The organism is Ensifer sp. Root423, from assembly GCF_001426275.1.
Lineage (GTDB): Bacteria > Pseudomonadota > Alphaproteobacteria > Rhizobiales > Rhizobiaceae > Ensifer > Ensifer adhaerens.
Window position 1 is genome coordinate 1 of sequence record NZ_LMEG01000016.1, and the last position, 23161, is coordinate 23161.

A 23161-nucleotide genomic window follows, 5' to 3' on the forward strand; every position below is an offset into this window, starting at 1 on the left:
AGGCACGTCCGTTCCATATATCTCTCCTTGGTCTCTTCCAGGCTCACGCCCACTGCACAATTCCTTAGATCGGAATCGGCTCAAGTACAAAATCGCCTTTCGATTCGGCGCGGTGCTAGCAGCAACATATTGCGAGAAGCATAATTCTCACAATCACGTCGCATTAACCGGCTTAAAACCGGATGATGGCATAAGAAGGCGCGGAGCCTGTGTCAGCAAAACCGTGCGGGTGCATCGCTCCTTCGGGGGATCAAGCCGCAATGCACAGCCGCACTGACATCGACACACCGGCAAAGTCTACCGGCGCGGTCATTCCTCTCGCGCGATCTCCGCTTCTGTTGCTTGCCCTTGTGCTCGGTGTGCTCGCGGTTCTGCTCAGCTTCACGATCCCGCAGCCGATCGGTCCGATGTTCTGGGACCACTATCTCTATCTCGATGCCGCCAATCGTATCCGCGACGGCCAGATCCCGTCGGTCGATTTCTTCACCCCCGTCGGCGCCCTCGGCTACTATCTCTTCGCCGCCCTGCAGGGCATCTTTCCGAACGGCCAGCCGCTGCTCCTGGCGAGCTGGTGCCTGCTTCTCGTCAGTGGGCCGCTGATCGCGCTGGTGGTCACCGATGTCCAGAAGCGTTCGACGGCAGTCGCCTATGCGATCCTGCTGCCGTTCCTGGTGTTTTCGGTGCTGCCGTTCAACACCGGCGACTTCTACCCCTATCCCGGGTCCGACGGTTTCGGCATCTACAACCGCCAGGTCTGCCAGCTTCTCTATGTACTCGCAGCCGCACTTGTCCACGTACGCGATCGTCGGCTGCTCGTCGCGACGGTCGCCGGCGCCATGGCGGCACTGTTCTTCGTCAAGATCACCGGCGCGGTTGCCGGCACGCTCATGTGCCTCATGGCCTTTGCTGCGGGGCGCCTGCCGTTCCGGTCGGCTATCATGGCGGGGCTCGTGGTCATCGCCATCCTTGCGAGCGTCGAACTCGCCCGCGGCGGCGTCTCTGCCTATCTTGCCGATATCCTGGCGCTGCTTTCCGTCAATGACGGCAGCTTGCTGCCGCGGCTGCTGCAGGCCGCCTCCCTCAATGCCGGTCTGCTGATCCCGGCGGGATTGCTGTGCCTGGTGCTCCTCGGCACGCAGCTTGCGCCCTTCGCCCAGTCGCTGCGCCAGCTTGGAAAAGGCCCGTCAATGGCGGCTCTCTGCCGAAGTTTCGACCAGCCGTTTTTCTGGCTTGCAGCCTTCGTTCTTGCCGGTATCGTCTTTGAGAGCCAGAACACCGGCAGTCAGGCGTTCATCTTCCTGCTGCCGCTGCTCTTCAAGCTCGCGATCGATGAGGTCGCAGCCGCCAAAACACGGCCTGTCGCAGTTGCCGTCGCTGTTCTCGCCCTCGCGGCAGCCCTGCCGCCGGCCACAGCCGTCGTGCAAAAAAGCACCCGCGCATGGATCGGGGCTGTCAACAACGTGCCGTTGGAAAGCCGCAACCTCAAAACCATGGGCGCCGTCAATGTACGGCCCATCCTGGCACTGCGCGCCGAGCGTCTGCGCATCCTCTACGCGACCGAGCGTCCCGCATTCGACGCCTTCGCCAAAACTGGCGAGTTGCCGTCGTTCCTGCTCTACAGCGACTTCGATTTTCAGACGGGATGGCTGATGAATGTCGACGAAGCGATCGACGCGTTGACGGCCTACGAGGCTTCGAGCGGCGTACGCTTCCGGACGATCTTCAACGTCGACTTCACCAATCCCTTTCCGTGGCTGATGGACCGCAGCGCCCCGCTGCATGTCGCGATCGGCGCAGATCCCTTCCGCGCCATTCCGCCGCCGGATGAAAATGTTCGCGCCGCCCTCGATGCGGTCGACGTCGCGCTGGTGCCGACCTGCCCGGTGACCAATGTCAACCAGACGCTGCTGTCGCTTTATCTGCCGAGCCTTGAAACGGCTCACAGCCGGATCACGCTGACAAGCTGCTACGACGCCTTTGTCCGAAACAGCCTGAAGCCCGCTGCCAACACCGGCGGCTGATCGACGCGACGCTAGGCGCCCGGCCGCAAGCGGCTCTCGCTCAACAGCCCATTTTCCTCAAGGATGGGATAGGCGACGGAAGCGATATGCGCGTTGACGCGCTTCAGATCCCGGAGCATGTCGAGATGCAGGGAGCTCGTCTGCAGGCTCTGGACCAGCCCGTCGCGCAGCCGCTCGATATGGCGCTCCGCCGAGCGTTTCTCCATGTGACGCACGTTGACCTTCACCTCGATGAGCTGCTTGGCGAGATCGGCATTGCGGGTGACGAAGATGGTCTGGGCGACTCGCAGATTGTCGATCGTCAGGTTGAAGAGGCTCTTGAGCTCCTGATAGCCCTCCTCCGAGAACTTCAGGCCGTTACTGACCTTCTTGGTGATCTGCTCGCACAGCCCCTTCTCGATGATGTCGCCCATATGCTCGAGATTGATGGCGTAGTCGATGATGACGATCGAGCGGCGGCCGTCTTCGGCGCTCAGGCCATCGCGGCCCAAGCGCGACAGGAAGATCTTGACCTCCTGCTGCAGCTGATCGACCTGTTTTTCGAACTTGCCGATATCGCGAATATCCGAGAGGTCATTGTTGTTGAAGGCGTTCGCGGCACGCATCAGCATCGCCTCGACCAGATCGCCGACGCGCAAGACCTCGCGGGTGGCTCCCGAAAGCGCCATGACCGGCGTATTCAGCGTCGTCTCATCGAGATAACGCGGGCCGGTCTCCTCGGCCTCTCCATCCGGAATGAACCGGGCCATCAGCTGCGACAGCAAACCGGCAAAGGGCCAGGCAAGAATGGCGACCGCGAGGTTGAAGGCCAGATGAATGTCGACCGGCAGGTTCTGGCGCGGCAGCGGCAGGCTCTGCAGAAACTCCACGCTCATGCCTGTCAGCGGAAGCGCGATCAGGCAGCCAATGGCGCGAACGACAAGGTTGCCTATGGTGACGCGGCGCGCCGACGGGGCGGAACCGAGCGTTGCCATGACAGGCGGAACGGCGCCACCGAGATTGGCGCCAAGCACGAGTGCCACCGTCAACCCGACGCTGAGGATGCCCGTCGTCGAGAGTGACAGCACCAGCATCACCACAGCCAGACTGGACGACGACGCAAAGGCAAGTCCCGCGGCAATGAGAAGCGCTACGGGCCAGGCGCTGTCGAGCATCGAGAGGAAGGCCCCAAGGGCCGGACTGTCACGCATCGGCTCCGTCGCCGCGCCCAAAAGATGTAACGACAGGAGCATGAGGCCGATGCCAACGAAAGCAGCACCCAGACCCTGGCGCGCGTTCGACCGGCTTGCGCGGTGCAAGACCACGCCGATGAGAATGACGAGCGGCGACAGCCATTCTATTCCGGTCGCCACGATCCAGGCCGTCATCGCCGTGCCGAGATTGGCGCCAAGCAGCACGATCTGCGCCATGCGCGAGCGGATGAGCCCCTTTTCCACGAAGGATGCGGTCATCAATGCGGTGGCCGTGGAACTTTGCAGCGCAAGCGTCGCGACAAGTCCGGTCACGAAGGAGCGGAGAGAGCCGTCGGTTCCCTGGGCAAGGCCGGCGCGCAGCCGAGCCCCGAAGGCACGGGTCACCCCGTCCTTGACGAGGGACAGGCCGAAGAGAAGCAGTGCCACTGCTCCAAACAGGTTTACCATCACGATTGTCGACTGCATGGAATCTTTCCCGCGGAAGCTCCAAAGAATCGCTCCGCCCCTGCAACAGAACCACAGAACCGCGGCATGTTCGAGCCAATGTGACAGATAATTTTCGGTTGCCGGCTAACGAATCCGACATCGAGTTGATCACCCGCGCCGGTCCGATCGACGGACGCCGCCCGCCTCATCCAGGCAGCTCGCGCAGCTGTCGCGGCAGCCATTGAAAACCAGACGGTTGCTCCGGGCGGTCGATCCCGTTGCATGGGCGCAATTTGCGGCAAACAACCCTTCATTTCCTGTTTCGTTTGTTTTAAGGAACGAATTCGTTTGGCCGATGGCCACCGCATTGCAACGAGGTTTCTGCCCCCATGCTCGAATTTCTGAGAAGCGCCGCCCAGACCTGGGTCGTCAAAGGCCTGCTAATCGTTCTCGTTCTGTCGTTCATGGTGTGGGGCGGCTCATCGTTGACGATGACGAACCAGTCGGATGCGGTGGTGGTCGTCGGTGACGTCAAGGTCAAGCCACCGGAATTCCGGCTCGCCTACGAGACGATGCTGGCACAGGCTTCCCGCCAGCTCGGCACGCGGCTGACGCCGCAGCAGGCGCGCGCCTTCGGCATCGAGCAGCGGGTCTACTCGCAGATCGTCGCCGGCGCGGCTCTCGACCAGCTCGCCAACGACATGAATCTCGGCCTGTCGCAGGATCGGCTCGCAAAACTGATCGCCGACGATCCGGCATTCCACAGCGTCAACGGCCAGTTCGACCGACTGACGTTCTCGAGCGTGCTGCGCAATGCGGGCCTGCGCGAACAGGATTACATCAACAGCCAGAGCCAGACGGCGATCCGCTCGCAGATCGTCGACGCGCTGTCTGATGGCTATGTCGCTCCGAAGGTTCTCACCGACGCGATCGGCGCCTACCGGCACGAGAAGCGCACGATCGATTACCTGCTGCTCTCGAACGCAAATATCGATCCGGTCAAGGTGCCGGGCGACGACGTGCTTTCTCCCTGGTACGACAGCCGCAAGGCAAACTACCGTGCGCCGGAATATCGCAAGGTCACCTATGTGAAGCTCGAGCCGACTGACGTTGCAGACCCGACCGTTGTCACCGACGACGAAATCCGCGCCGAATACGAACGCCGCAAGGAAAGCTTCCGCAGCGCTGCTGCGCGGACAATCGAACAGCTCTCCTTCACGTCGCGTGAAGCGGCTGACGCTGCGTCGGCAAAGCTTGCTGCCGGCACCAGCTTCGACGATCTCGTAAAGGCCGAAGGCAAGTCTTCTGCCGACGTACTTCTCGGCGAGTTCACGAGGGATCGCGTTCCCGACGCCAAGATCGGCGAAGCAGCATTCGCACTTCAGGCCGACGGCGTGACGCCGGTTGTCGACGGTGCCTTCGGGCCGGTCATCCTGCGCGTGACGAACATCCGCCCGGAAACCGTCCGCAGCCTCGACGAAGTGAAGGAAGAACTGCGCAAGGACATCGCCCTTTCCACAGCGGGCGAAGAAGTCATGCGCCTGCACGACAAGATCGAAGACGAGCGCGCTTCCGGCGCGCCGATCAAGGAAGTCGCCGACCAGCTCAAGCTGAAGCTCGTAACCGTCGATGCGGTGGACGCGACCGGCAAGGACAAGAACGGCGATGACGTCGCCGGCCTGCCGGAACAGGCAGCCCTTCTCCAGGAAGTCTTCAAGGCCGACGTCGGTGCTGAAACCCTGCCGGTGAACGTCGGCCGTGAAGGCTATGTCTGGTTCGACCTCGATGAAGTCATCCCGGCGCGCGATCGCACGCTGGACGAAGCCCGCGACGAAATCGGCGCCGACTGGATGGCTGAGCAGCAGCGCGCAGCACTTGCCACGAAGGCCGGCGAACTGAAGCAGCGCGTCGAGCAGGGCGCAAAGCTTGCCGACGTCGCGACAGAACTTGGCCTCGTCGTCGAAACCAAGGCCGGCCTGACGCGCGCGACCGCAGATGCTGCCCTTAGCCCGGCAGCCGTCGCTGCCGCCTTCTCCGGCGCGAACGGCCACGTCACCAACGCTCCCGGAATCGGCGGCGAAGGGCAGATCCTCCTGCAGGTCACCTCGGTTGACACCGCCGGCCCGGCAGACGTGCTGCAGGACGACAGCCGCCAGATCGAGGCCCTCGCCCGTGTCAGCGGCGAGGACATCCTGGACCAGATGGTCGCCACGCTGCAGGCCGCCTACGGCGTTTCGATCAACCAGACGCTCGCTGAAACCGCCATTGCGCAACGATAGGCCCAAGGAAACCATCGATGAGTGATCTGAAGCCATTCGTCGCCAAGGTCGCCGCCCGCGAGGCGCTGAACCGCGAAGACGCACGTGCCGCCTTCGAAATCATCATGTCGGGTGCCGCAACGCCGTCGCAGATCGGCGGCTTCCTGATGGCATTGCGGGTGCGCGGCGAAACCGTCGATGAAATCGTCGGCGCGGTGGGCGCGATGCGTGCCCGCATGCTGCCGGTCGATGCGCCAGCGGATGCGGTCGATATCGTTGGAACCGGTGGCGACGGCGCCGGCACCTACAACATCTCGACTCTTGCCTCGCTGATCGTCGCCGGCGCCGGCGTGCCTGTTGCCAAGCACGGCAACCGCGCGCTGAGCTCGAAGTCAGGCACGGCCGACGCGCTCTCCTGCCTCGGCGTCAAGCTCGACATCGGTCCGGACGCCATATCGAAATGCATCCGCGAGGCCGGTGTCGGCTTCATGTTCGCCCAGCAGCACCATTCCGCCATGCGCCATGTCGGCCCGACGCGGGTGGAGCTCGGAACGCGCACGATCTTCAACCTGCTCGGTCCGCTTTCCAACCCCGCAGGCGTCAAGCGCCAGCTCGTCGGCGTCTACGCGCCGCAATGGGTGCAGCCGCTGGCCGAAGTGCTGCGTGATCTCGGCTCGGACAATGTCTGGGTCGTTCACGGCGATGGCCTCGACGAGATCACGACGACCGGCACGACCGAGGTCGCAGCACTCAAGGACGGCAAGATTTCCACCTTCACCCTGACGCCCGCCGATTTCGGCCTTCAGACGGTGACGATCGATGCGCTCAAGGGCGGCGACGGCGCGTACAATGCGGTCGCGCTCCAGGCAGTGCTCGATGGTGCCGAGAACCCCTACCGGGACATTTCCCTTGCCAATGCGGCCGCATCGCTGATGATAGCCGGACGGGCAAAGGACCTCACCGAAGGCATGGCGCTTGGGCGCCAGTCGCTTTCAAGCGGCAGCGCCAAGACCGCGCTGCAGCGCCTGATCAGCGTATCGAACGCGGCCTGAGGAAGGATCAGCACATGACGGATATCCTGCGCAAGATCGAAGCCTACAAGCGCGACGAGATCGCCGCTGCCAAGTCGAACGTTTCGCTCGACGAACTCAAGGCGCGTATCGCTGATCTGGCCACCCCGCGCGGCTTTCATGCGGCGCTCGCCGCACGCAAGGCCGCCGGCACGTTCGGACTGATCGCCGAAATCAAGAAGGCAAGCCCGTCGAAGGGACTGATCCGCCCGGATTTCGATCCGCCGGCGCTCGCCAAGGCCTATGAAGCCGGTGGAGCGGCCTGTCTGTCGGTGCTGACGGACGCCCCGAGCTTTCAGGGTGCGCCTGCCTTTCTCGAAGCGGCGCGTGCGGCCTGCGCCCTGCCGGCGCTGCGCAAGGACTTCATGTTCGACACCTACCAGGTGTTCGAGGCGCGCGCCTGGGGCGCCGACTGCATCCTTCTCATCATGGCTTCGCTCAGCGACGACGACGCCCGCCGACTCGAAGACGCATCCCTCGAGCTTGGCATGGACGTGCTGATCGAGGTGCACGACGCCGAAGAGATGGAACGGGCACTGAAGCTCACCTCGCCGCTCGTCGGCATCAACAACCGCAACCTCAGGACCTTCGAGGTTGATCTCTCGGTTTCCGAGCAGCTTGCGGGAATGGTGCCTGCCGACCGTCTGCTCGTCGGCGAAAGCGGCATCTTCACGCATGCGGATTGCCAGCGGCTGGAAAAGAGCGGCATCACCACCTTCCTCGTCGGCGAGAGCCTGATGCGCAAGAGCGACGTCGAATCGGCAACGCGCACGCTCCTGACCGGCGCTACGACCACGCTGGCGGCCGAGTGATGAGCAAGCCGACGCTCACGCATATCGGTGGCAGCGGCGAAGCGAACATGGTGGATGTCGGCGACAAGGCCGAGACGATACGCATCGCTGTCGCCGAAGGCCATGTGCGCATGAAGGCCGAAACGCTGACACTCATTCTCGAAGGCGACGCCAAGAAGGGCGATGTCATCGGTACGGCGCGGCTTGCCGGCATCATGGCCGCCAAGCAGACGGCCAACCTCATTCCACTCTGCCACCCGTTGATGCTGACCAAGGTAACCGTCGATATCACGCCGGACCCGGCGCTTCCCGGCCTCCGGGTCGAGGCGCTTGCCAAGCTGACGGGACGCACCGGCGTCGAGATGGAGGCGCTGACGGCCGTGAGCGTCGCCTGCCTTACGATCTACGACATGGCGAAGGCGGCCGATCGCGAGATGGAAATCGGTGGCATCCAGCTGGTCAGCAAGTCCGGCGGGCGATCCGGCGACTATCGACGCGAAGGGAACTGAGGCCATGGCGTTGCTGTCCGTCGAAGACGCGCTCGAGCGGATCCTATATGGCGCCACGCCACCGCAATTGACAGAGCTCGTCGGTCTCCATGACGGGCCCGGCCGCGTGCTGTCTCAGGATATTCCGGCTCGCGTCACCCATCCGGCCTTCGACAATTCGGCGATGGATGGCTACGCTGTGCGCCACCGGGACATTGAGACCATCGGCGCCGAACTGACCGTGATCGGCCAGTCGGCTGCGGGCCATGGCTTCAAGGGCGAGATGAAAGCGGGCGAAGCCGTGCGCATCTTCACCGGTGCGCCGGTGCCATTGGGCGCCGATACGGTGATCATCCAGGAGGATACCGAGCGGTTGCCGGGCAACCGGATCCGCACCAAATTCGTGCCCGGCAAGGGGCGGCATATTCGAACAGCCGGCCAGGATTTTATCGCCGGCGAAGCGGCACTTTCGGCGGGCGACGTGCTCGACGCCGGACGCTTGACGCTCGCTGCGGGGATGAACCATGCGAGCCTGCCGGTCTTCAAGCGCCCGCGGATCGCAATCCTCGCCACGGGCGACGAGCTGGTGGCTCCGGGCAACAAGCCGGGCGACGATCAGATCATCGCCTCCAACAGCTTCGGCGTCGCGGCGATCGCGCGCGACAACGGCGCCGAGGTCATCGATCTCGGCATCGTCCGCGACGATCGGGACGCCATCAGTGCCGAGGTCAGACGGGCGCAGGGCGCCGATGTCGACGTGATCGTCACGCTCGGCGGCGCTTCGGTCGGTGACCATGACCTGGTGCAATCGACGCTCATTGCCTGCGGCATGACGCTCGACTTCTGGCGCATCGCCATGCGGCCGGGAAAGCCGCTCATGGTGGGCCAGCTCGGAACGGCCACGGTGCTGGGCCTGCCGGGCAATCCGGTCTCCAGCCTCGTCTGCGCCCTGCTCTTCCTCGAGCCGCTGACCCGTAAGCTCGCCCGCTTACCATCGCGCGACCGCATAACGACCGCGCGGCTTGCAGGCCAGCTTCCGGGCAACGACGTCAGGCAGGACTATGTGCGCGCGCGCCTTACGCGGGACAGCGACGGCACGTTGGTCGCCCATCCCTTCTCGCGGCAGGATTCGTCGATGATGAAGGTTTTCGCGCAGTCGGATTGCCTGATCGTGCGGCCGCCGCACGCGGCCGAAGCCCCCGCGGGCACAACCTGCCACATTCTCAGGCTTCGCTGAACGAACCAAGCGCGAGCCACCTTCGAGCGCAAAAGCAGGCCGGGCAGAACCCGACCTTTTTCCCGTTCATGGCGGGGCCTCTCGATAATCCGTAGTCGGGCGACCTCAGCGATGATCACGTGGCCTCGTCATAGAGCGCCACCAATTCGGCGCCGTGACACGGACCCTCAAGTTTTGTGACGAAGCACTTTGTGACGATGTAAGCGGCCGCATGCGCAGTCACCGCTCTTGCCGCATCAGGCCGGGGTGCGCACCTGGCCGCGCATGGATCAGTTGCCCGTCTCGTCCGAGCGGCTGACGAGGATCTTGTCGATGCGGCGTGCGTCCATGTCGACCACTTCGAAGCGGTAGCCATGGGCAATCGCGACATCGCCCTCCTCCGGCGTCTTGCGCAACTGCTGCACCAGGAAGCCGGCGATGGTCTCGAAGTTGCCGTCGGCGTCGATTCCCTCGATGCCGATCGTCAGGTGGATTTCGTCGATCGGCGTGCGGCCGTCGACAAGGTAGCTTCCGTCTTCGCGCTGGCGGATCAACGCATGCTCGATGTCGTCGTAGTTCGACGGCAGCACGCCGACGATCGCCTCGAGAATGTCGGCGATGGTGATAATGCCCTCAGTGCTTCCATATTCGTCGACGATCATCGCCATGTTGATGCTTGACGACTTGAAGGCTTCCAGTGCCTTTAGGCACGACGCCGTCTCCGGCAAGGTGTGGATTTCCTTGATGTATCTACGCACGTCGAACGGACCGGAGGTCGGCGCGTTCAGGATTTCCTTGGCGAGAACCGCGCCGAGAACGTCGCCGCTCGGGCCATCGACCACCGGATAGCGGGAATGGCCGAACTGATCGATCTTACGACCGACCGTTTCCAGGCTGTCATTGACGTCGATGAAGCTCACCTCGGTCCTGTGGGTCATGATCGACTTCACGTTGCGGTCGCCGAGGCGGATGATTCGCCGAAGCATCTCGTGCTCGGACTTTTCGATGGCGCCGCTTTCGACGCCTTCGGCCATGATCGCGTGGACTTCCTCTTCCGTCACATGATCAGGATCGTCAGGACGGATGCCGAGGAGACGCATGGCAAGCGACGCCGCGGTCTCGAAGAGATAGACGACCGGCGCGGTGATCCGCGACAAGAAGTGCATCGGGCGCGCGACGAACATCGCCAGCGCCTCGGAATTTTTCAGCGCCAGCTGCTTCGGAATGAGCTCGCCGATAACCACGGACAGGAAGGTGATGAGGGTAACGACGAGTACGAGGGCAACCGTGTTGCCGTAAGGATTGATCCAAGCGACCTCATCGAGCAGCGGTGCAAATTTCGCAGCGATTGTCGCGCCACCGTATGCGCCGGCTAAGGTGCCGACGAGCGTGATGCCGACCTGTACGGTGGAAAGAAACTTGCCGGGATCTTCAGCGAGCCTCAGCGCCACTTCGGCGCGGGCATTTCCCTGTTTTGCCATCTGGCGAAGCATTGGCTTGCTTGCCGAGACGATTGCCATTTCCGAGAGAGCAAAAAATGCATTGATCAAAAGCAGGACGAAAATGACAAAAAACTCGGACATGGTCTCCAGATCACCGTTGACGAAAGCCGCTCCACAAGGAGCGAGCCCTCACCAAATAAGGCCAGCGCGCGATCCGAGCAAGCACAAGCAATGAAATCGCTGCAATCTTCTGAACATTGGAAGGGCCGAGCGCTGTTTTGTTGAACAATCTCGACCGGTGGCAGCCTCAACTGCGACTTTGCAGCGCGCTGCGAACGCGCTCGCGCCCGATCTTGATCACGTTTTCCATGGCAAGACGTGCGCCGACCTCGTCGCGCCTGCCGATCTCCTCAACGATACGGATGTGGTTGCGGGCAACCTCGTCTATGCCGCCCTTTTCGGCGACCGGAGAGCTCAGCTTGAAGACACCGACCAGCGCCGCTTCGATCAGCCCGCCGACCGTGCGCATGAATGGGTTGCCGGAGGCCTCGGCGACAGCCAGGTGGAACTTCAGGTCGGCGCTTGCGAGGCTCTCGGCGCTATGCCCCTCCTCGCCCATCGCAACCGCGAGCCGCATCATGCGGCTGATTTCGGCCTCCGACGCGTTTCGCGCCGCAAGTGCTGCCGCATGCGGCTCGAAGGCCAGGCGCACTTCGCTGAGGTGATAGAGGAAGTCCTCGTCGACACCGCATTCGAAGTGCCAAGTCAGGATGTCGTTGTCGAACAGGTTCCAGTCGTTGCGCGGCGTCACGCGGGTGCCGATGCGGGCACGCGGCACGACCAGCCCCTTGGCGGCCAGCGTCTTCATGGCTTCGCGCAGAACAGTTCGGGATACCTTGAAGCGTGCCGCAAGTTCCGGATCACCCGGAAGAATGGAGCCGACCGGAAATTCGCCGGATATGATTGCCTTGCCTAGTTGATCGACAACATGTGCGTGGCTCGTGCGCTTGCGCGAGCCGGACACGACGGTTTCCAGCAAACTCCTGTTCAATCCATCTCCTCCAGGCACTCCCCTGCCTGATTTCATACGGCGCGACGCGCCACAAGGCCTTCGTGCGGAGCACGGGGGGCCCCCTAAACCTGCGCAAATGAATGTAGTTTGAACAGTCGATTCCGAAAAGCCCCAGGGTGGCCGCAAAACCGTAAACCGCGCACCGCCGAACGATGAAACAACCCTTACGCGTTTTCCAAACGACAAACCCCGCCGAAATGGCGGGGTTTGCATTCTGTTTCGTAGGCTCCTGCTTACTTCGGCAGCTGGTCGTCGACACCTTCGACGTAGAAGTTCATGCCAAGCAGCGTGCCGTCGTCAGACGTCGCCCCTGCAGCAAGCCACTCGCTGCCGTCCTGCTTTTTCAGCGGGCCGGTGAAGGGCTTCAGTTCGCCCGACTTGATCTTGGCTTCGGCGTCCTCAGCGAGCTTCTTCACGTCGTCAGGCATGTTGGTGTAGGGCGCCATCGTCAAGATGCCGTCCTTCAGGCCGTCCCAGCTCGACGTCGTTTCCCACTTGCCATCGAGGAAGGCCTGCGTGCGCTTGATGTAGTAGGCGCCCCAGGTATCGACGATCGCCGTCAGCTGCGTTTCCGGGCCGGCCTTGATCATGTCGGAGGCCTGGCCGAAGGCCTTGATGCCACGCTCGGCGGCAACCTGCATCGGTGCCGTCGTGTCGGTGTGCTGCGTCAGGATATCGACGCCCTGGTCGACCAATGCCTTGGCAGCATCGGCTTCCTTGCCGGGGTCGAACCAGGTGTTTGCCCAAACGACCTTGATCTTGAAGTCCGGGTTGACCGAGCGCGCGCCGATGATGAAGGAGTTGATGCCCATCACCACTTCCGGGATCGGGAAGGAGGCGATGTAGCCGGCGACGCCCTTTTGCGACATCTTGGCGGCGATCACGCCCTGGATGTAGCGGCCTTCATAGAAGCGGCTGTTGTAGGTCGCGACGTTCGGCGCGGTCTTGTAGCCGGTCGCATGCTCGAACTTCACGTCCGGGAACTTCTGCGCGATCTTGATCGTCGCGTCCATGAAGCCGAAGGACGTCGTGAAGATCAGGCCGCAGCCCGAGCGTGCGAGACGCTCGATCGCGCGCTCGGCATCCGGGCCCTCCGGCACGCTTTCGAGATACTGCGTCTCGATCTTGTCGCCGAGCGCCTTTTCCAGCTCCTGGCGGCCGATGTCGTGCGCCTGGGTCCAGCCGCCGTCGGTCTTGGCACCGACGTAGACGAAGCAGACCTTGGCCTTCTCCTGGGCGCTTGCACCGGTGGCAAAGCCGATCGCTGCCGCGGAGCTTGCGAGAACGAGCAGTAGTTTTTTCATTTTCTTGACCTCTGTCGGTTTGAGAAACGTCAGTATGAAATGCTTGCAATCATCGGTCCGGCACAAACGGTTTGCCGAGCGATGCCGGCGTATTGATCAGGGTCATGCGCCGGTTATGCGAAATGAGAATGAGGACGACGATCGTCGCGACATAGGGGAGCGACGAAAGGAGCTGCGAGGGAATGCCGAGGCCGAAGGCCTGCGCATGCAACTGGCTGATCGATACGGCACCGAAGAGATAGCCACCGGCCACCAGCCGCCAGGGGCGCCAGGACGAAAAGACCACCAGCGCCAGTGCGATCCAGCCGCGACCGGCCGACATGTTTTCCACCCATTGCGGCGTGTAGACGAGCGACAGCTGCGCGCCGGCAAGCCCGGCACAGGCGCCGCCGAACATCACGGCGAGATAGCGGGTGCGAATGACGTTGACGCCAAGCGCGTGCGCGGAGGCGTGGCTATCGCCGACGGCGCGAAGCTTGAGGCCAGCACGGCTCTTGAACAGGAACCAATGCACGCCCGCGACGATCGCGATCGAAAGATAGAAAATGATATCCTGCCGAAAGAGCAGCGGCCCGATATAGGGGATATCCGCGAGAAGCGGTATCGCGATCGGCTGCAGCTTGACGCCCTGCATGCCGAGGAAACTCTCGCCCATCATGCCGGAGACGCCGATGCCGAGCAGGGTCAAAGCCAGGCCCGTCGCCACCTGGTTTGCTACCAGGCTCAGCGTGAGGAAGGCAAAGAGCTGCGAGAACAGTGCGCCGCAGGCGATGCCGGCAAGCATGCCCAGATAGGGCGAACCGGTAATCTGGGTAATCGCGAAGGCGGAGACCGACCCCATGATCATCATGCCCTCGACGCCGAGGTTCAGCACGCCGGACCGTTCGGTCACCAGTTCGCCGATCGCGGCCAACACCAGGGGCGTTGCGGCAGTGATGACGCTCAGAAGGATCGCTTCGACGATACCCATCAGCGGCTCCCCTCGCTATTGGTCGCGGTCAACCGGTCGAAGACCAGCTTGATGCGATAGTGGATGAGCGTGTCACAGGAGAGCACGAAGAAGAGCAGGAGACCCTGGAAGACGCGCGTCACCTTCTCGGAAACGCCGATCGACAGCTGCGCCGCCTCACCGCCGAGATAGGTGAGCGCCAGCACCAGGCCGGCGGCGACGATGCCAAGCGGATTGAGGCGGCCGAGGAACGCAACGATGATGGCGGTGAAGCCGTAGCCGGGCGAGATGACCGGGCGCAGCTGCTGGATCGCGCCACTGACTTCGGAGATGCCGGCCAGACCGGCAAAAGCGCCCGAAAGCAGCATCGAAAACCAGATCATCTTGCGCGAGGAGAAACCGGCGAAGCGCCCTGCCCGCTCCGATTGGCCAAGCACGGAAATCTCGAAGCCCTTCAGCGTGTAACGCATCATGAACCAGACGAGGATCGCCGCTATGATGGCGAAGGCGAAGCCCCAGTGGGTGCGTCCCGAGGCAAGCATTTCCGGCAGGATCGCATCGACGGCGAAGGTGCGCGTCTCCGGAAAGTTCATGCCGCCTGGATTGCGCCAGGGTCCACGCACCAGCCAATCGAGGAAGAGCTGGGCGACATAGACCAGCATCAGGCTCGTCAGGATCTCGTTGGTGTTCATATGCGCCTTTAGGAAGGCGGGGATGGCGGCAAACAGCGCACCACCGAGCATGCCCATCAGCATCATTAGCGGCAGCACCAGCGGCGACTGCCAGTCATAACAGACCACCGGCAGGATCGAGCCGGCGATCGCGCCCATGATAAACTGGCCCTCGGCGCCGATGTTCCAGTTGTTGGAGCGGAAACAGACCGAAAGCCCGACGGCAATCAGGATCAGGGGCGCTGCCTTGATTGCCAGCTCGTGCAGCGACCAGACCTCGCTCAAGGGCTCGACGAAAAAGCTGTAGAGCGCCATGACCGGATTCTTGCCGAGAAGCGCAAACATGATGCCGCCGAAGACGATCGTCAGCAGGAAGGCGATGAACGGCGACAGGATCGAAAACAGCGTCGAGACCTTGGCGCGCTTTTCCAGTTCAATGCGCATGTGCGGCCTCCGTGCCTTCCGTCTTGCCGTACATGCCGCCCATCAGCAGGCCGATCTTTTCGCGTGAAAGCTCTTTTGCCGGATAGGGATCGGATAGCTTTCCGTCGCTGATGACGGCGATCTCCGTCGCCACTTCGAAGATTTCGTCGAGGTCCTGGCTGATGACGAGAACGGCAGAGCCGGCCTTGGCGAGGTCGACGAGCGCCTGGCGGATGCGGCTCGCAGCACCCGCATCGACGCCCCAAGTGGGCTGATTGACGACGAGCACGCTCGGCTGACGGTCGAGCTCACGCCCGACGATGAACTTCTGCAGGTTGCCGCCGGAAAGCGAGCCGGCCGGCGGATCCTCACCACTCTTGCGCACGTCCATCGCCTCGGAGATGCGCTTCGTGGCGCTCGTCACCGCATCGCGACGGATGATCTTGAGGAAGCCGCCGCCGAGAAACGCCTTGGCGTCCGAGCGGCTGCGGGCAAGCACGAGATTGTCCGAAAGCGGCAACGCCGATACCGCGGCATGGCCGTGGCGCTCCTCGGGAACGAAGCCCGCGCCCATCAGGCGGCGCGCATTGATGTTGCGGTTGCCGACCGGCTTCTGGCGGATCTGCACCGCATTATCGTCGGCAACCGGGTACTCGCCCGAGAGCGCATCGAACAGTTCGCCCTGGCCGTTGCCGGCAACACCGGCAATCGCCAGCACCTCGCCGGCATGCACCTTGAGACAGATGTTCTTCAGCGAAACGGCAAAGGGCGTGCGCGCCGGCACGGTCAAGTGCCGCGCTTCCAGATGCACCTGGCCCTTGGCGCTGGTGCCTTCGGCCGTCACCGCCGCGACGTCACCGCCAACCATCATGCGCGCCAGCGACGACGGGGTTTCCGCCTTCGGGTCGCAGGCGCCCGTTACCTTGCCGTGACGCAACACCGTGGCGCGGTCGCAGATGCGCTGCACCTCTTCCAGTCGGTGGCTGATATAGAGAACCGAGCGCCCCTCCGCCTTCAACTTGTAGAGCGTTTCGAACAGGCGGTCGGCTTCCTGCGGCATCAACACCGAGGTCGGCTCGTCGAGGATGATGAGGCGCGGGTTCTGCAAGAGCGCGCGCACGATCTCGATGCGCTGGCGCTCGCCGACCGAGAGATCCGCCACATGCGCCTTGGGGTCGAGCGGAAGGCCGTACGCATGCGACAGGCGCGACGCCTCTTCCGCTACCCTCGCCAGCGAGATGTTCGCATCCATGGAAAGCGCGATGTTCTCGGCGACCGTCAGCGCCTCGAACAGCGAAAAATGCTGGAAAACCATGCCGATGCCGAGCCTGCGTGCAGCCGCGGGATTGGCGATGCGCACGCTCTGGCCCTGCCAGAGGATCTCGCCGGCCGTCGGCGCCAATACGCCGAACAGCATCTTCACCAAGGTCGATTTTCCGGCGCCGTTTTCGCCGAGAAGGGCGTGAATTTCGCCCGGTTCAATCTGCAGATTGATCCCATTGCAGGCCGCGAAGCTGCCAAACAATTTCGTCAGGTTGCTCACAGCCAATAGATGACCGTTCGCCGCTACTCCCTCAACAGGCACGCTGCCCTCTTTCCCCTCTGTTGATCCGCGTCCGCCTTAAGGCTTCGATCACGGAATCAGCAGTGTTGTTCCACTTGTTTTTCTTGTCTCGAGATCCGTATGCGCTCGCCCCGCATCGGCAAGCGGATAAGTCTGATTTATATTGATACGCACTTTGTTGCTTTGCACAATATCAAACAGGGAATTTGCACACGCTTCCAGCGCAGGCCGCGTGGCAACGTAACCAAAGAGTGTCGGACGCGTCGCAAACAGCGACCCCTTCTGCGCCAGGATGCCGATGCTAAAAGCCTCCACTGGACCGGACGAATTGCCGAAGCTGACCCAGAGGCCGCGCGGCTTGATGCAATCCAACGACGCCGGATAGGTGTCGCGCCCGACGGAATCGTAGACGACATCAACGCCCCGGCCGTCGGTCAATTCCTTGACCCGCGCGACGAAATTGTCGCTGCGGTAGTTGATCACGTGGTCGTAGCCATGCGCCAGCGCCAGATCCATCTTGTCCTGCGAGCCCGCTGTGCCAATAACGGTCGCGCCAAGCGCCTTCGCCCATTGGCCGGCAATCAGCCCGACGCCGCCGGCTGCGGCATGGAAGAGAATCGTCGTGCCCGGACCGACCTGATAGGTCTGGTTGAGCAAGTATTGTGCCGTCATGCCTTTCAGCATCATCGCAGCCGCAGTCTCGAGGCTGATGCCGTCGGGCACCTTCACCAACTGCGCAGCATCGACGTTGCGCTCGCTCGCATAGGCACCATCGGCCGAGGCATAGGCGACGCGATCACCGACGGAAAACAGGCTGACTCCGTCGCCAACCGCAGTGACGATGCCGGCACCTTCCTTGCCCGGCACGAAGGGCAAAGCCGACTTGTAGAGGCCGGTGCGGAAGTAGACGTCGATGAAATTGAGGCCGACGGCCACCTGCCGGATCTGTACCTCACCCGGCCCCGGCGGCGAGAGTGTCACGCCTTCGAGCTTCAGGACCTCCGGTCCTCCGAGTTCGCGTACCACAATCGCCTGTGCCATTGCCTGCTCCTATTTCCGGCCGAGACTTGGGAAAATCTGCAGCACGAAGCCAATCACGTAGAGATAGATGCCTGTGACGACGAAGCCGGTCACGACCCATGCCGGCGTCGCAAAATGCAGGAGCAGCGCATAGATGCCGAGCGCCGACCACAAGAGGAAGATGCCGAGGTTCAGCGGTCGCAAGCGCTGGACGCGAACCGGATGAAGGAAGTTGATCGGCAGGAAGGTCAAGACCACCGACACGAAAACGACGATCGACGCGGTCAGCTCGCTCGCCTGAATGACGAACAATGTGAAGACGACCATGTTCCAGACGACGGGGAAACCGGAGAAAAAGTATTCGTCCGTCTTCATGCCCATATCGGCATAGTAGATCGCGCTCGAAACCACGATCGCGCCGGCCGCCACGAAGGACCAGGGCTCGCCGATCATGCCGCTCTGGTAGAGCGCAAAGGCAGGCAACAGCACATAGGTCACATAGTCGATGACGTTGTCGAGCGTATCGCCCGACCAGTTGGGCAGCACTTCCTTGACGCGCACCTTGCGCGCGATCGGCCCGTCGATGCCGTCGACGAGCAGCGCCAGCCCCAGCCACCAGAACATGTCGACGAAGCGATGCTCGGCCGCAGCCACGACACCCAGGAAGGCGAGAAACGACCCCGAGGCGGTCAAGATATGCACGGAAAAGGCGCGAATCTCGGCGTAGGGAACTCGTCTATAGTTAAAGAACTTCATCTGCGGATGCCGCCCACCCCTGCTGTTTTCCCCGTGCGGGCCTTGACCCGCCTCGACCGCTGTGCGGCGCGTTGCCCGTAATATGCACCCTTTGCAACGCATCGCCACTAAAATTCAAGTATTACAGCCTCCCCTCGCCCCATTGTCCTGTGGACACCTGCAAATTGCTTCTGCGCTGATTCTACCCATTTATTTCGCATGCGCCGGCGACTAGAGGTATGATCGAGGCTGGGCCAAGACGCCTCACAGCTTGCGCGAAAGGGCTTTTGCATCATGGACCACTTCGACATCGCCATTATCGGTGCGGGCCTTGCCGGATCGCTTGCGGCCATCGCGCTTGCCGATGCGGGCTACCGCGTGGCCTTGATCGGACCGGAGCCGGCGGTTGCCGACGGACGCACCACCGCGCTGATGGACCAATCGATCGAGTATCTGAAGACGCTCAACCTTTGGGAAAAGGTCGAGCCGCTGACGGCTCCGCTTTCGACCATGCGTATCCTCGACGGCACCAACCGGTTGCTGCGGGCGCCACCGGTCAACTTCCGTGCCTCGGAAGTCGGGCTCGACGCCTTCGGCTACAATATCCCCAACGCGCCCTTCATCGATATTCTCTGCCACCGCGCCGAAGAGAGCCCGACGCTGACACGCATCACCACGTCGGCGATCGGCTTTGAACTTTCGGACGCTGTCGCAACGATCGAGCTTGCAAACGGCAGCCAATGCAGCGCCTATCTCCTCGTCGGCGCCGATGGTCGTCGGTCGCCGGTGCGCGAAGCGGCGAAGATCTCCGTCAGCACCTGGTCCTATCCGCAGACGGCGGTCGTCTTGAACTTTGCGCACGAGCTGCCGCACCAGAACATCTCGACCGAATTCCACACCGAAAGCGGTCCCTTCACGCAAGTGCCCCTGCCGGGCAACCGCTCCAGCCTGGTCTGGGTCCGCAAACCCGAGGATGCCGCACAAACGCTGACGCTGGATCTTGCGGCACTCTCCCGCGCCGTCGAAGACCGGATGCAATCAATCCTCGGCAAGGTAACCGTCGAGGGCACGCCGCAATCCTTCCCGCTCTCGGGCATGACCGCCCAGCGCTTCGGCAAGGGCCGCGTCGTGCTCCTCGGCGAAGCAGCGCACGCCTTCCCGCCGATCGGCGCTCAGGGGCTCAACCTTAGCCTCCGCGATGTGATGACGCTCGTCGATATCATCGGCGTATCCAGCGGCGAGCCGCTTGCCGGCGATATCGGTGACCGCTTCGACAGCCGCCGCCGGCCGGACATCATCAGCCGCACGGCAAGTGTGGATCTGCTCAACCGCTCGCTGCTCTCCGGCTTCCTGCCAGTGCAGGCGCTGCGCGCACTGGGGCTGCACGTACTTTCCGCCGTTGGGCCGCTCCGCAGCCTGCTGATGCGCGAAGGCGTGCACCCCGGCAGCGCGCTCAATGCCTTCAAGGAAGGCTTAAGGGAAAAGATCGGGCGGAAGAGCGCCTGAACGGATCAGGTAAAGCAGGCCGGTCACCGTTGCGACTGACAGTGTCGTAGTGATGAGGATCGTGGCCGAGGCTCGCTCCTGCCACACACCATATTGATGGCCGATAACGAAAACGTTCGTCGCCGTCGGAAGCGCTGCGAGCAGTACCGCCGTCTGCACCCAGACCGGATCATAGTTCCCCGTCAGGCTCATTGCCGTGAACATGACGAGCGGATGCAAGAGCAGTTTCGCCGGGACGATGTAGCCGATCTCGACGGGAATGCGCTTGATTGGGCGCAGCGCCAGCGTCACCCCCATGGCAAAGAGCGCGCAGGGCGCCGCACACTGGGCGAGATAATCGATCAGCCGCTGAACCGGAACTGGCGGCTGCACGGCGAAAAAGGCGGCGACCACACCGGCAAGTGTGGCCAGGATGAACGGGTGCAGAATGATCTTGCGCGCGACGCTGGCTGCAAGCGCCAGCGGCTTTTCCTGCCGGCCGCCTGATATCGCCATCATCGCCGGTGCGACCGCGAAATGCGCGGCGTTTTCGAAGCTGAAGATCAGCGCCACCGGTACGGCAGCGGCATCGCCCAACGCCAGGAGCGCAAGGCCAGGCCCCATGTAGCCGATATTGCCATAAGCAGCGCCAAAACCCTGGATCGTCGCCTCGGCAATGGAGTTGCGCCTGACATAGACCCCGATGAGGAAGATCAGCGAAAAGACGATGTAGGTCGCACCGACGGTGGTCAGGATGAAGTCGGCACGCGCCAGCTGTTCAATCGGCGTGCGCGAGACGAGCTTGAAGAACAGCGCCGGCAGCGCGAGGTAGATGATGAAGGTGTTCAGCCACCCCATCGCCTCGCCCGGATGGTGGACGAAGCGCGCCGTCAGATAACCGAGGAAGATCAGGCCGAAGAACGGCAGCACCAGGCCCGCGATTTCCGTCATCTTGTCCCTCGCATCCTTCACCTTCCCGCGCCGACGCCCGCACGCCTAGCGCACGAACCGGCCTGACGATTAGGCCGGTTAAGCCGAAAAGTGATTCTAAAATACGAGGGTATGCCCTAGCCGATTTTCATCAGGATCGGGAAGGTCGTCTGGAACCAGATGGCGACGGAACTGATGAAGCCGAAGAGAAAAGCCAGGCCCGCCAGCACCAGAAGGCCGCCCATCAGCTTCTCGACCAGACCGAGATGGCGACGGAAGCGGAAGAGGAAGCGCATGAAGGAGCCGGAAAACGCAGCCGCGATCCAGAACGGCACGGCAAGGCCCAGCGAATAGATCGCCAGCAACATTGCGCCGTCGGACACGGTGTCACGTGCGGCAGCAACGCCGAGGATCGTGCCGAGTACCGGGCCGATGCAGGGCGTCCAGCCGAAGGCAAAGGCAAGACCCATGATGTAGGCGCCCGAGAGCGTCGCCGGCTTGCCGCCGCCCTGGAATCGCGCTTCCCGCGCGAGCAGCCCGATCTTGAACACGCCAAGGAAATGCAGGCCCATGATGATGATGATCACGCCGCCGACGCGCGACAGCAGGTCCATATGCTGCCGAAGCAGCATGCCGATCGACGAGGCCCCCGCCCCGAGCGCCACGAAGACGGTGGCAAAACCGAGCGTGAACAACAGGGCTGCCGGCAAGACAGCGCGTCTCGTGCTGCCGATGGTCGCCGCATCACCGCTGCGGAACTGATCGACCGAGACGCCCGCCATATAGCAGAGATAGGGCGGTACGAGCGGCAGAACGCAGGGAGAAAGGAACGAAAGGGCGCCGGCAAGGACGGCGGTCCAGATGGAAATATCGGCGATCGACAACGGCAACAACTCCGGCACGCGGCATTTGGGCCATTCCTTAGCCGCAGGATCATGATGATACCAATCACCTTTTGGCGATCATTGCGCCATGCACCGTTTCTTCACAAAACCCGCAATTTTTCGGTTGACCGGGGGGAAACACGCGTGCATATGTCCGGCCACTTCCGCCGGGCTTCACCGCCGCGGCCAGGGAGCGCGTAGCTCAGCCGGTAGAGCAACTGACTTTTAATCAGTAGGTCCAGGGTTCGAATCCCTGCGCGCTCACCAAATCCATGAGAAAAATCAAACACTTAATCTCCACCGCTACTGACGTTGCGGCTTTTGCGAGGTAAGGGTTCCGCATGGGTACTGCGGGGAAGTGAATGGCGTTGCCGCACTAGCCGGCCCTTGCTCATGCGCCCGCATAGTCTCCCGCCTCGCGAATGATTCGAAACGTGCTTGGTTTCAGGCGCAATTTGTACGCTACCCTGCCCTTCCAACGGCTCTCGGCACGGTAATAGAAGCCAGGTACGGTCTTGTAGTCATGCCGCTCAAGCCAAAGTATCGGTCGGCGCCCCTTAGCATCCTCGATCTCGTAAAACCCTGGTCCGGTATATCCGACAGCCTCCAACGGAGCACGCACATAGACGCAAACCAACCGGTCATTATGCATCGCTGCTGAAACTCCGCCATGTTTGGCTTCAAGGCAGGCAATGAGTTCCGCCTTGGCTGCCTCGATCCGGTGCTCCAAGTTTTCGCTAGGCAAGGGCTCGATTTCCGCAGGCAATCCAGTCCGCGCCCGCAATGCATTCACGTTCGCCTCTGCGAGCCGCCAGTGCGCAATCACCTCCTCGCGTGTCTCGTCTCGAAACTCGGCAGGGCAATTGTCGTAGGAGCGTAGAATGTCTTCCAGAGTGGTGTCGTGGAATCGACGATAGCTGCCTCGGCCAGTGGGCACGACCGGATTTGCTGTGCGGCCTAGCCCGTCGAAAGCAAACCCGCAGCAGTACTCCATCTTCTCCGACGGGTAGATCACCGCATGGCAGTTCAGGTCGTAGTCGTTCAAGGCACGAGAAAGCTCATGGGCGAGGCGGTTCACAATTGCGGCGGGCAGTTCGTCTTGGAATTTGGGCAAGCCTTCGACGGCTGCCTGAACGGGAGTGTTCGGCATGTCAGATCCTAATTTAGGTTTCAGAACTAGGTAACTATGTTTAGTAACCTAAACCTTCCTTGCACCTTG

The 23161-nt window shown here is 62.4% G+C and carries 19 protein-coding genes and 1 tRNA gene; 8 read left to right on the top strand and 12 right to left on the bottom strand.

Going from position 1 to position 23161, the window contains the following annotated elements:
• Positions 1 to 260: 260 nt before the first annotated feature.
• Positions 261 to 2021: a hypothetical protein gene (locus ASD01_RS16295; RefSeq protein ID WP_034791011.1), complete on the top strand. Its 1761-nt coding sequence runs from the start codon at positions 261 to 263 to the stop codon at positions 2019 to 2021.
• 11 nt (positions 2022 to 2032) lie between these two features.
• Here ASD01_RS16295 and ASD01_RS16300 read toward each other — a convergent pair whose 3' ends face one another.
• Positions 2033 to 3679, bottom strand: a complete 1647-nt coding sequence (locus tag ASD01_RS16300) for a Na/Pi cotransporter family protein (RefSeq protein WP_034791009.1) — start codon at positions 3677 to 3679, stop codon at positions 2033 to 2035.
• Between the two features lie 350 nt (positions 3680 to 4029).
• On the opposite strand from ASD01_RS16300, the gene ASD01_RS16305 reads away from it, so the two are divergent.
• From ASD01_RS16305 to ASD01_RS16325, 5 genes are read left to right on the top strand one after another with little or no spacing between them, the layout of a single operon-like run.
• Entirely contained in the window at positions 4030 to 5919 is a 1890-nt protein-coding gene (locus ASD01_RS16305; RefSeq protein ID WP_060530031.1) for a peptidylprolyl isomerase, read from the top strand.
• A gap of 17 nt (positions 5920 to 5936) precedes the next feature.
• Positions 5937 to 6950 carry an anthranilate phosphoribosyltransferase gene (gene trpD / locus ASD01_RS16310; RefSeq protein ID WP_034791006.1) on the top strand — a complete coding sequence of 338 codons (1014 nt, stop codon included), beginning with the start codon at positions 5937 to 5939 and terminating at the stop codon, positions 6948 to 6950.
• A 14-nt stretch (positions 6951 to 6964) separates the two neighbouring features.
• On the top strand, positions 6965 to 7780 hold the full coding sequence (gene trpC / locus ASD01_RS16315) for an indole-3-glycerol phosphate synthase TrpC (RefSeq protein WP_034791003.1): 816 nt from the start codon (positions 6965 to 6967) through the stop codon (positions 7778 to 7780).
• On the top strand, positions 7780 to 8268 hold the full coding sequence (moaC, locus tag ASD01_RS16320) for a cyclic pyranopterin monophosphate synthase MoaC (RefSeq protein WP_034791001.1): 489 nt from the start codon (positions 7780 to 7782) through the stop codon (positions 8266 to 8268). Before trpC ends, moaC begins: the two co-directional genes overlap by 1 nt.
• Positions 8269 to 8272: 4 nt before the next feature.
• A complete protein-coding gene (locus ASD01_RS16325; RefSeq protein WP_034790999.1) occupies positions 8273 to 9484 on the top strand; it encodes a molybdopterin molybdotransferase MoeA in 1212 nt (403 codons plus the stop codon).
• Between the two features lie 269 nt (positions 9485 to 9753).
• On the opposite strand, the gene ASD01_RS16330 is transcribed toward ASD01_RS16325, so the two are convergent.
• From ASD01_RS16330 to pcsA, 8 genes are all read right to left on the bottom strand, one after another.
• Complete coding sequence (locus ASD01_RS16330) at positions 9754 to 11046, bottom strand: hemolysin family protein (protein WP_034790998.1); 1293 nt, start codon at positions 11044 to 11046, stop codon at positions 9754 to 9756.
• Positions 11047 to 11212: 166 nt separating this feature from the next.
• Positions 11213 to 11992: a FadR/GntR family transcriptional regulator gene (locus ASD01_RS16335; RefSeq protein WP_051659212.1), complete on the bottom strand. Its 780-nt coding sequence runs from the start codon at positions 11990 to 11992 to the stop codon at positions 11213 to 11215.
• 218 nt (positions 11993 to 12210) lie between these two features.
• On the bottom strand, positions 12211 to 13281 hold the full coding sequence (locus tag ASD01_RS16340) for a BMP family ABC transporter substrate-binding protein (protein WP_034791380.1): 1071 nt from the start codon (positions 13279 to 13281) through the stop codon (positions 12211 to 12213).
• 49 nt (positions 13282 to 13330) lie between these two features.
• Positions 13331 to 14251, bottom strand: coding sequence for an ABC transporter permease (locus ASD01_RS16345; RefSeq protein ID WP_034790993.1), 921 nt, complete (start codon positions 14249 to 14251; stop codon positions 13331 to 13333).
• Positions 14251 to 15345, bottom strand: a complete 1095-nt coding sequence (locus ASD01_RS16350) for an ABC transporter permease (protein ID WP_034790990.1) — start codon at positions 15343 to 15345, stop codon at positions 14251 to 14253. Before ASD01_RS16350 ends, ASD01_RS16345 begins: the two co-directional genes overlap by 1 nt.
• Positions 15335 to 16909, bottom strand: coding sequence for an ABC transporter ATP-binding protein (locus ASD01_RS16355; RefSeq protein ID WP_060530030.1), 1575 nt, complete (start codon positions 16907 to 16909; stop codon positions 15335 to 15337). The genes ASD01_RS16350 and ASD01_RS16355 overlap by 11 nt, the downstream gene beginning before the upstream one ends.
• A gap of 48 nt (positions 16910 to 16957) precedes the next feature.
• Positions 16958 to 17929, bottom strand: a complete 972-nt coding sequence (locus ASD01_RS16360) for a quinone oxidoreductase family protein (protein ID WP_034790985.1) — start codon at positions 17927 to 17929, stop codon at positions 16958 to 16960.
• 9 nt (positions 17930 to 17938) lie between these two features.
• Positions 17939 to 18664 (bottom strand): phosphatidylcholine synthase, encoded by a 726-nt coding sequence (pcsA, locus tag ASD01_RS16365; RefSeq protein ID WP_034790952.1) that lies wholly within the window; start codon positions 18662 to 18664, stop codon positions 17939 to 17941.
• Between the two features lie 273 nt (positions 18665 to 18937).
• Between pcsA and ASD01_RS16370 the strand changes: the two genes are divergently transcribed.
• The gene (locus ASD01_RS16370; RefSeq protein ID WP_034790950.1) at positions 18938 to 20149 is read left to right on the top strand and encodes a UbiH/UbiF family hydroxylase; all 1212 of its coding nucleotides are present in this window, start codon (positions 18938 to 18940) and stop codon (positions 20147 to 20149) included.
• Here ASD01_RS16370 and ASD01_RS16375 read toward each other — a convergent pair.
• On the bottom strand, positions 20117 to 21079 hold the full coding sequence (locus ASD01_RS16375) for an AEC family transporter (protein ID WP_060517046.1): 963 nt from the start codon (positions 21077 to 21079) through the stop codon (positions 20117 to 20119). The two genes, ASD01_RS16370 and ASD01_RS16375, sit on opposite strands and share 33 nt — an antisense overlap.
• Before the next feature lie 116 nt (positions 21080 to 21195).
• The gene (locus ASD01_RS16380) at positions 21196 to 21942 is read right to left on the bottom strand and encodes a cytochrome c biogenesis CcdA family protein (RefSeq protein WP_034790946.1); all 747 of its coding nucleotides are present in this window, start codon (positions 21940 to 21942) and stop codon (positions 21196 to 21198) included.
• Between the two features lie 191 nt (positions 21943 to 22133).
• Here ASD01_RS16380 and ASD01_RS16385 point away from each other — a divergent pair.
• Positions 22134 to 22209, top strand: a tRNA-Lys gene (locus ASD01_RS16385).
• Positions 22210 to 22333: 124 nt separating this feature from the next.
• Here the strand turns inward: ASD01_RS16385 and ASD01_RS16390 are convergent.
• Positions 22334 to 23092, bottom strand: a complete 759-nt coding sequence (locus tag ASD01_RS16390) for a hypothetical protein (protein WP_060644144.1) — start codon at positions 23090 to 23092, stop codon at positions 22334 to 22336.
• Between the last annotated feature and the right edge of the window lie 69 nt (positions 23093 to 23161).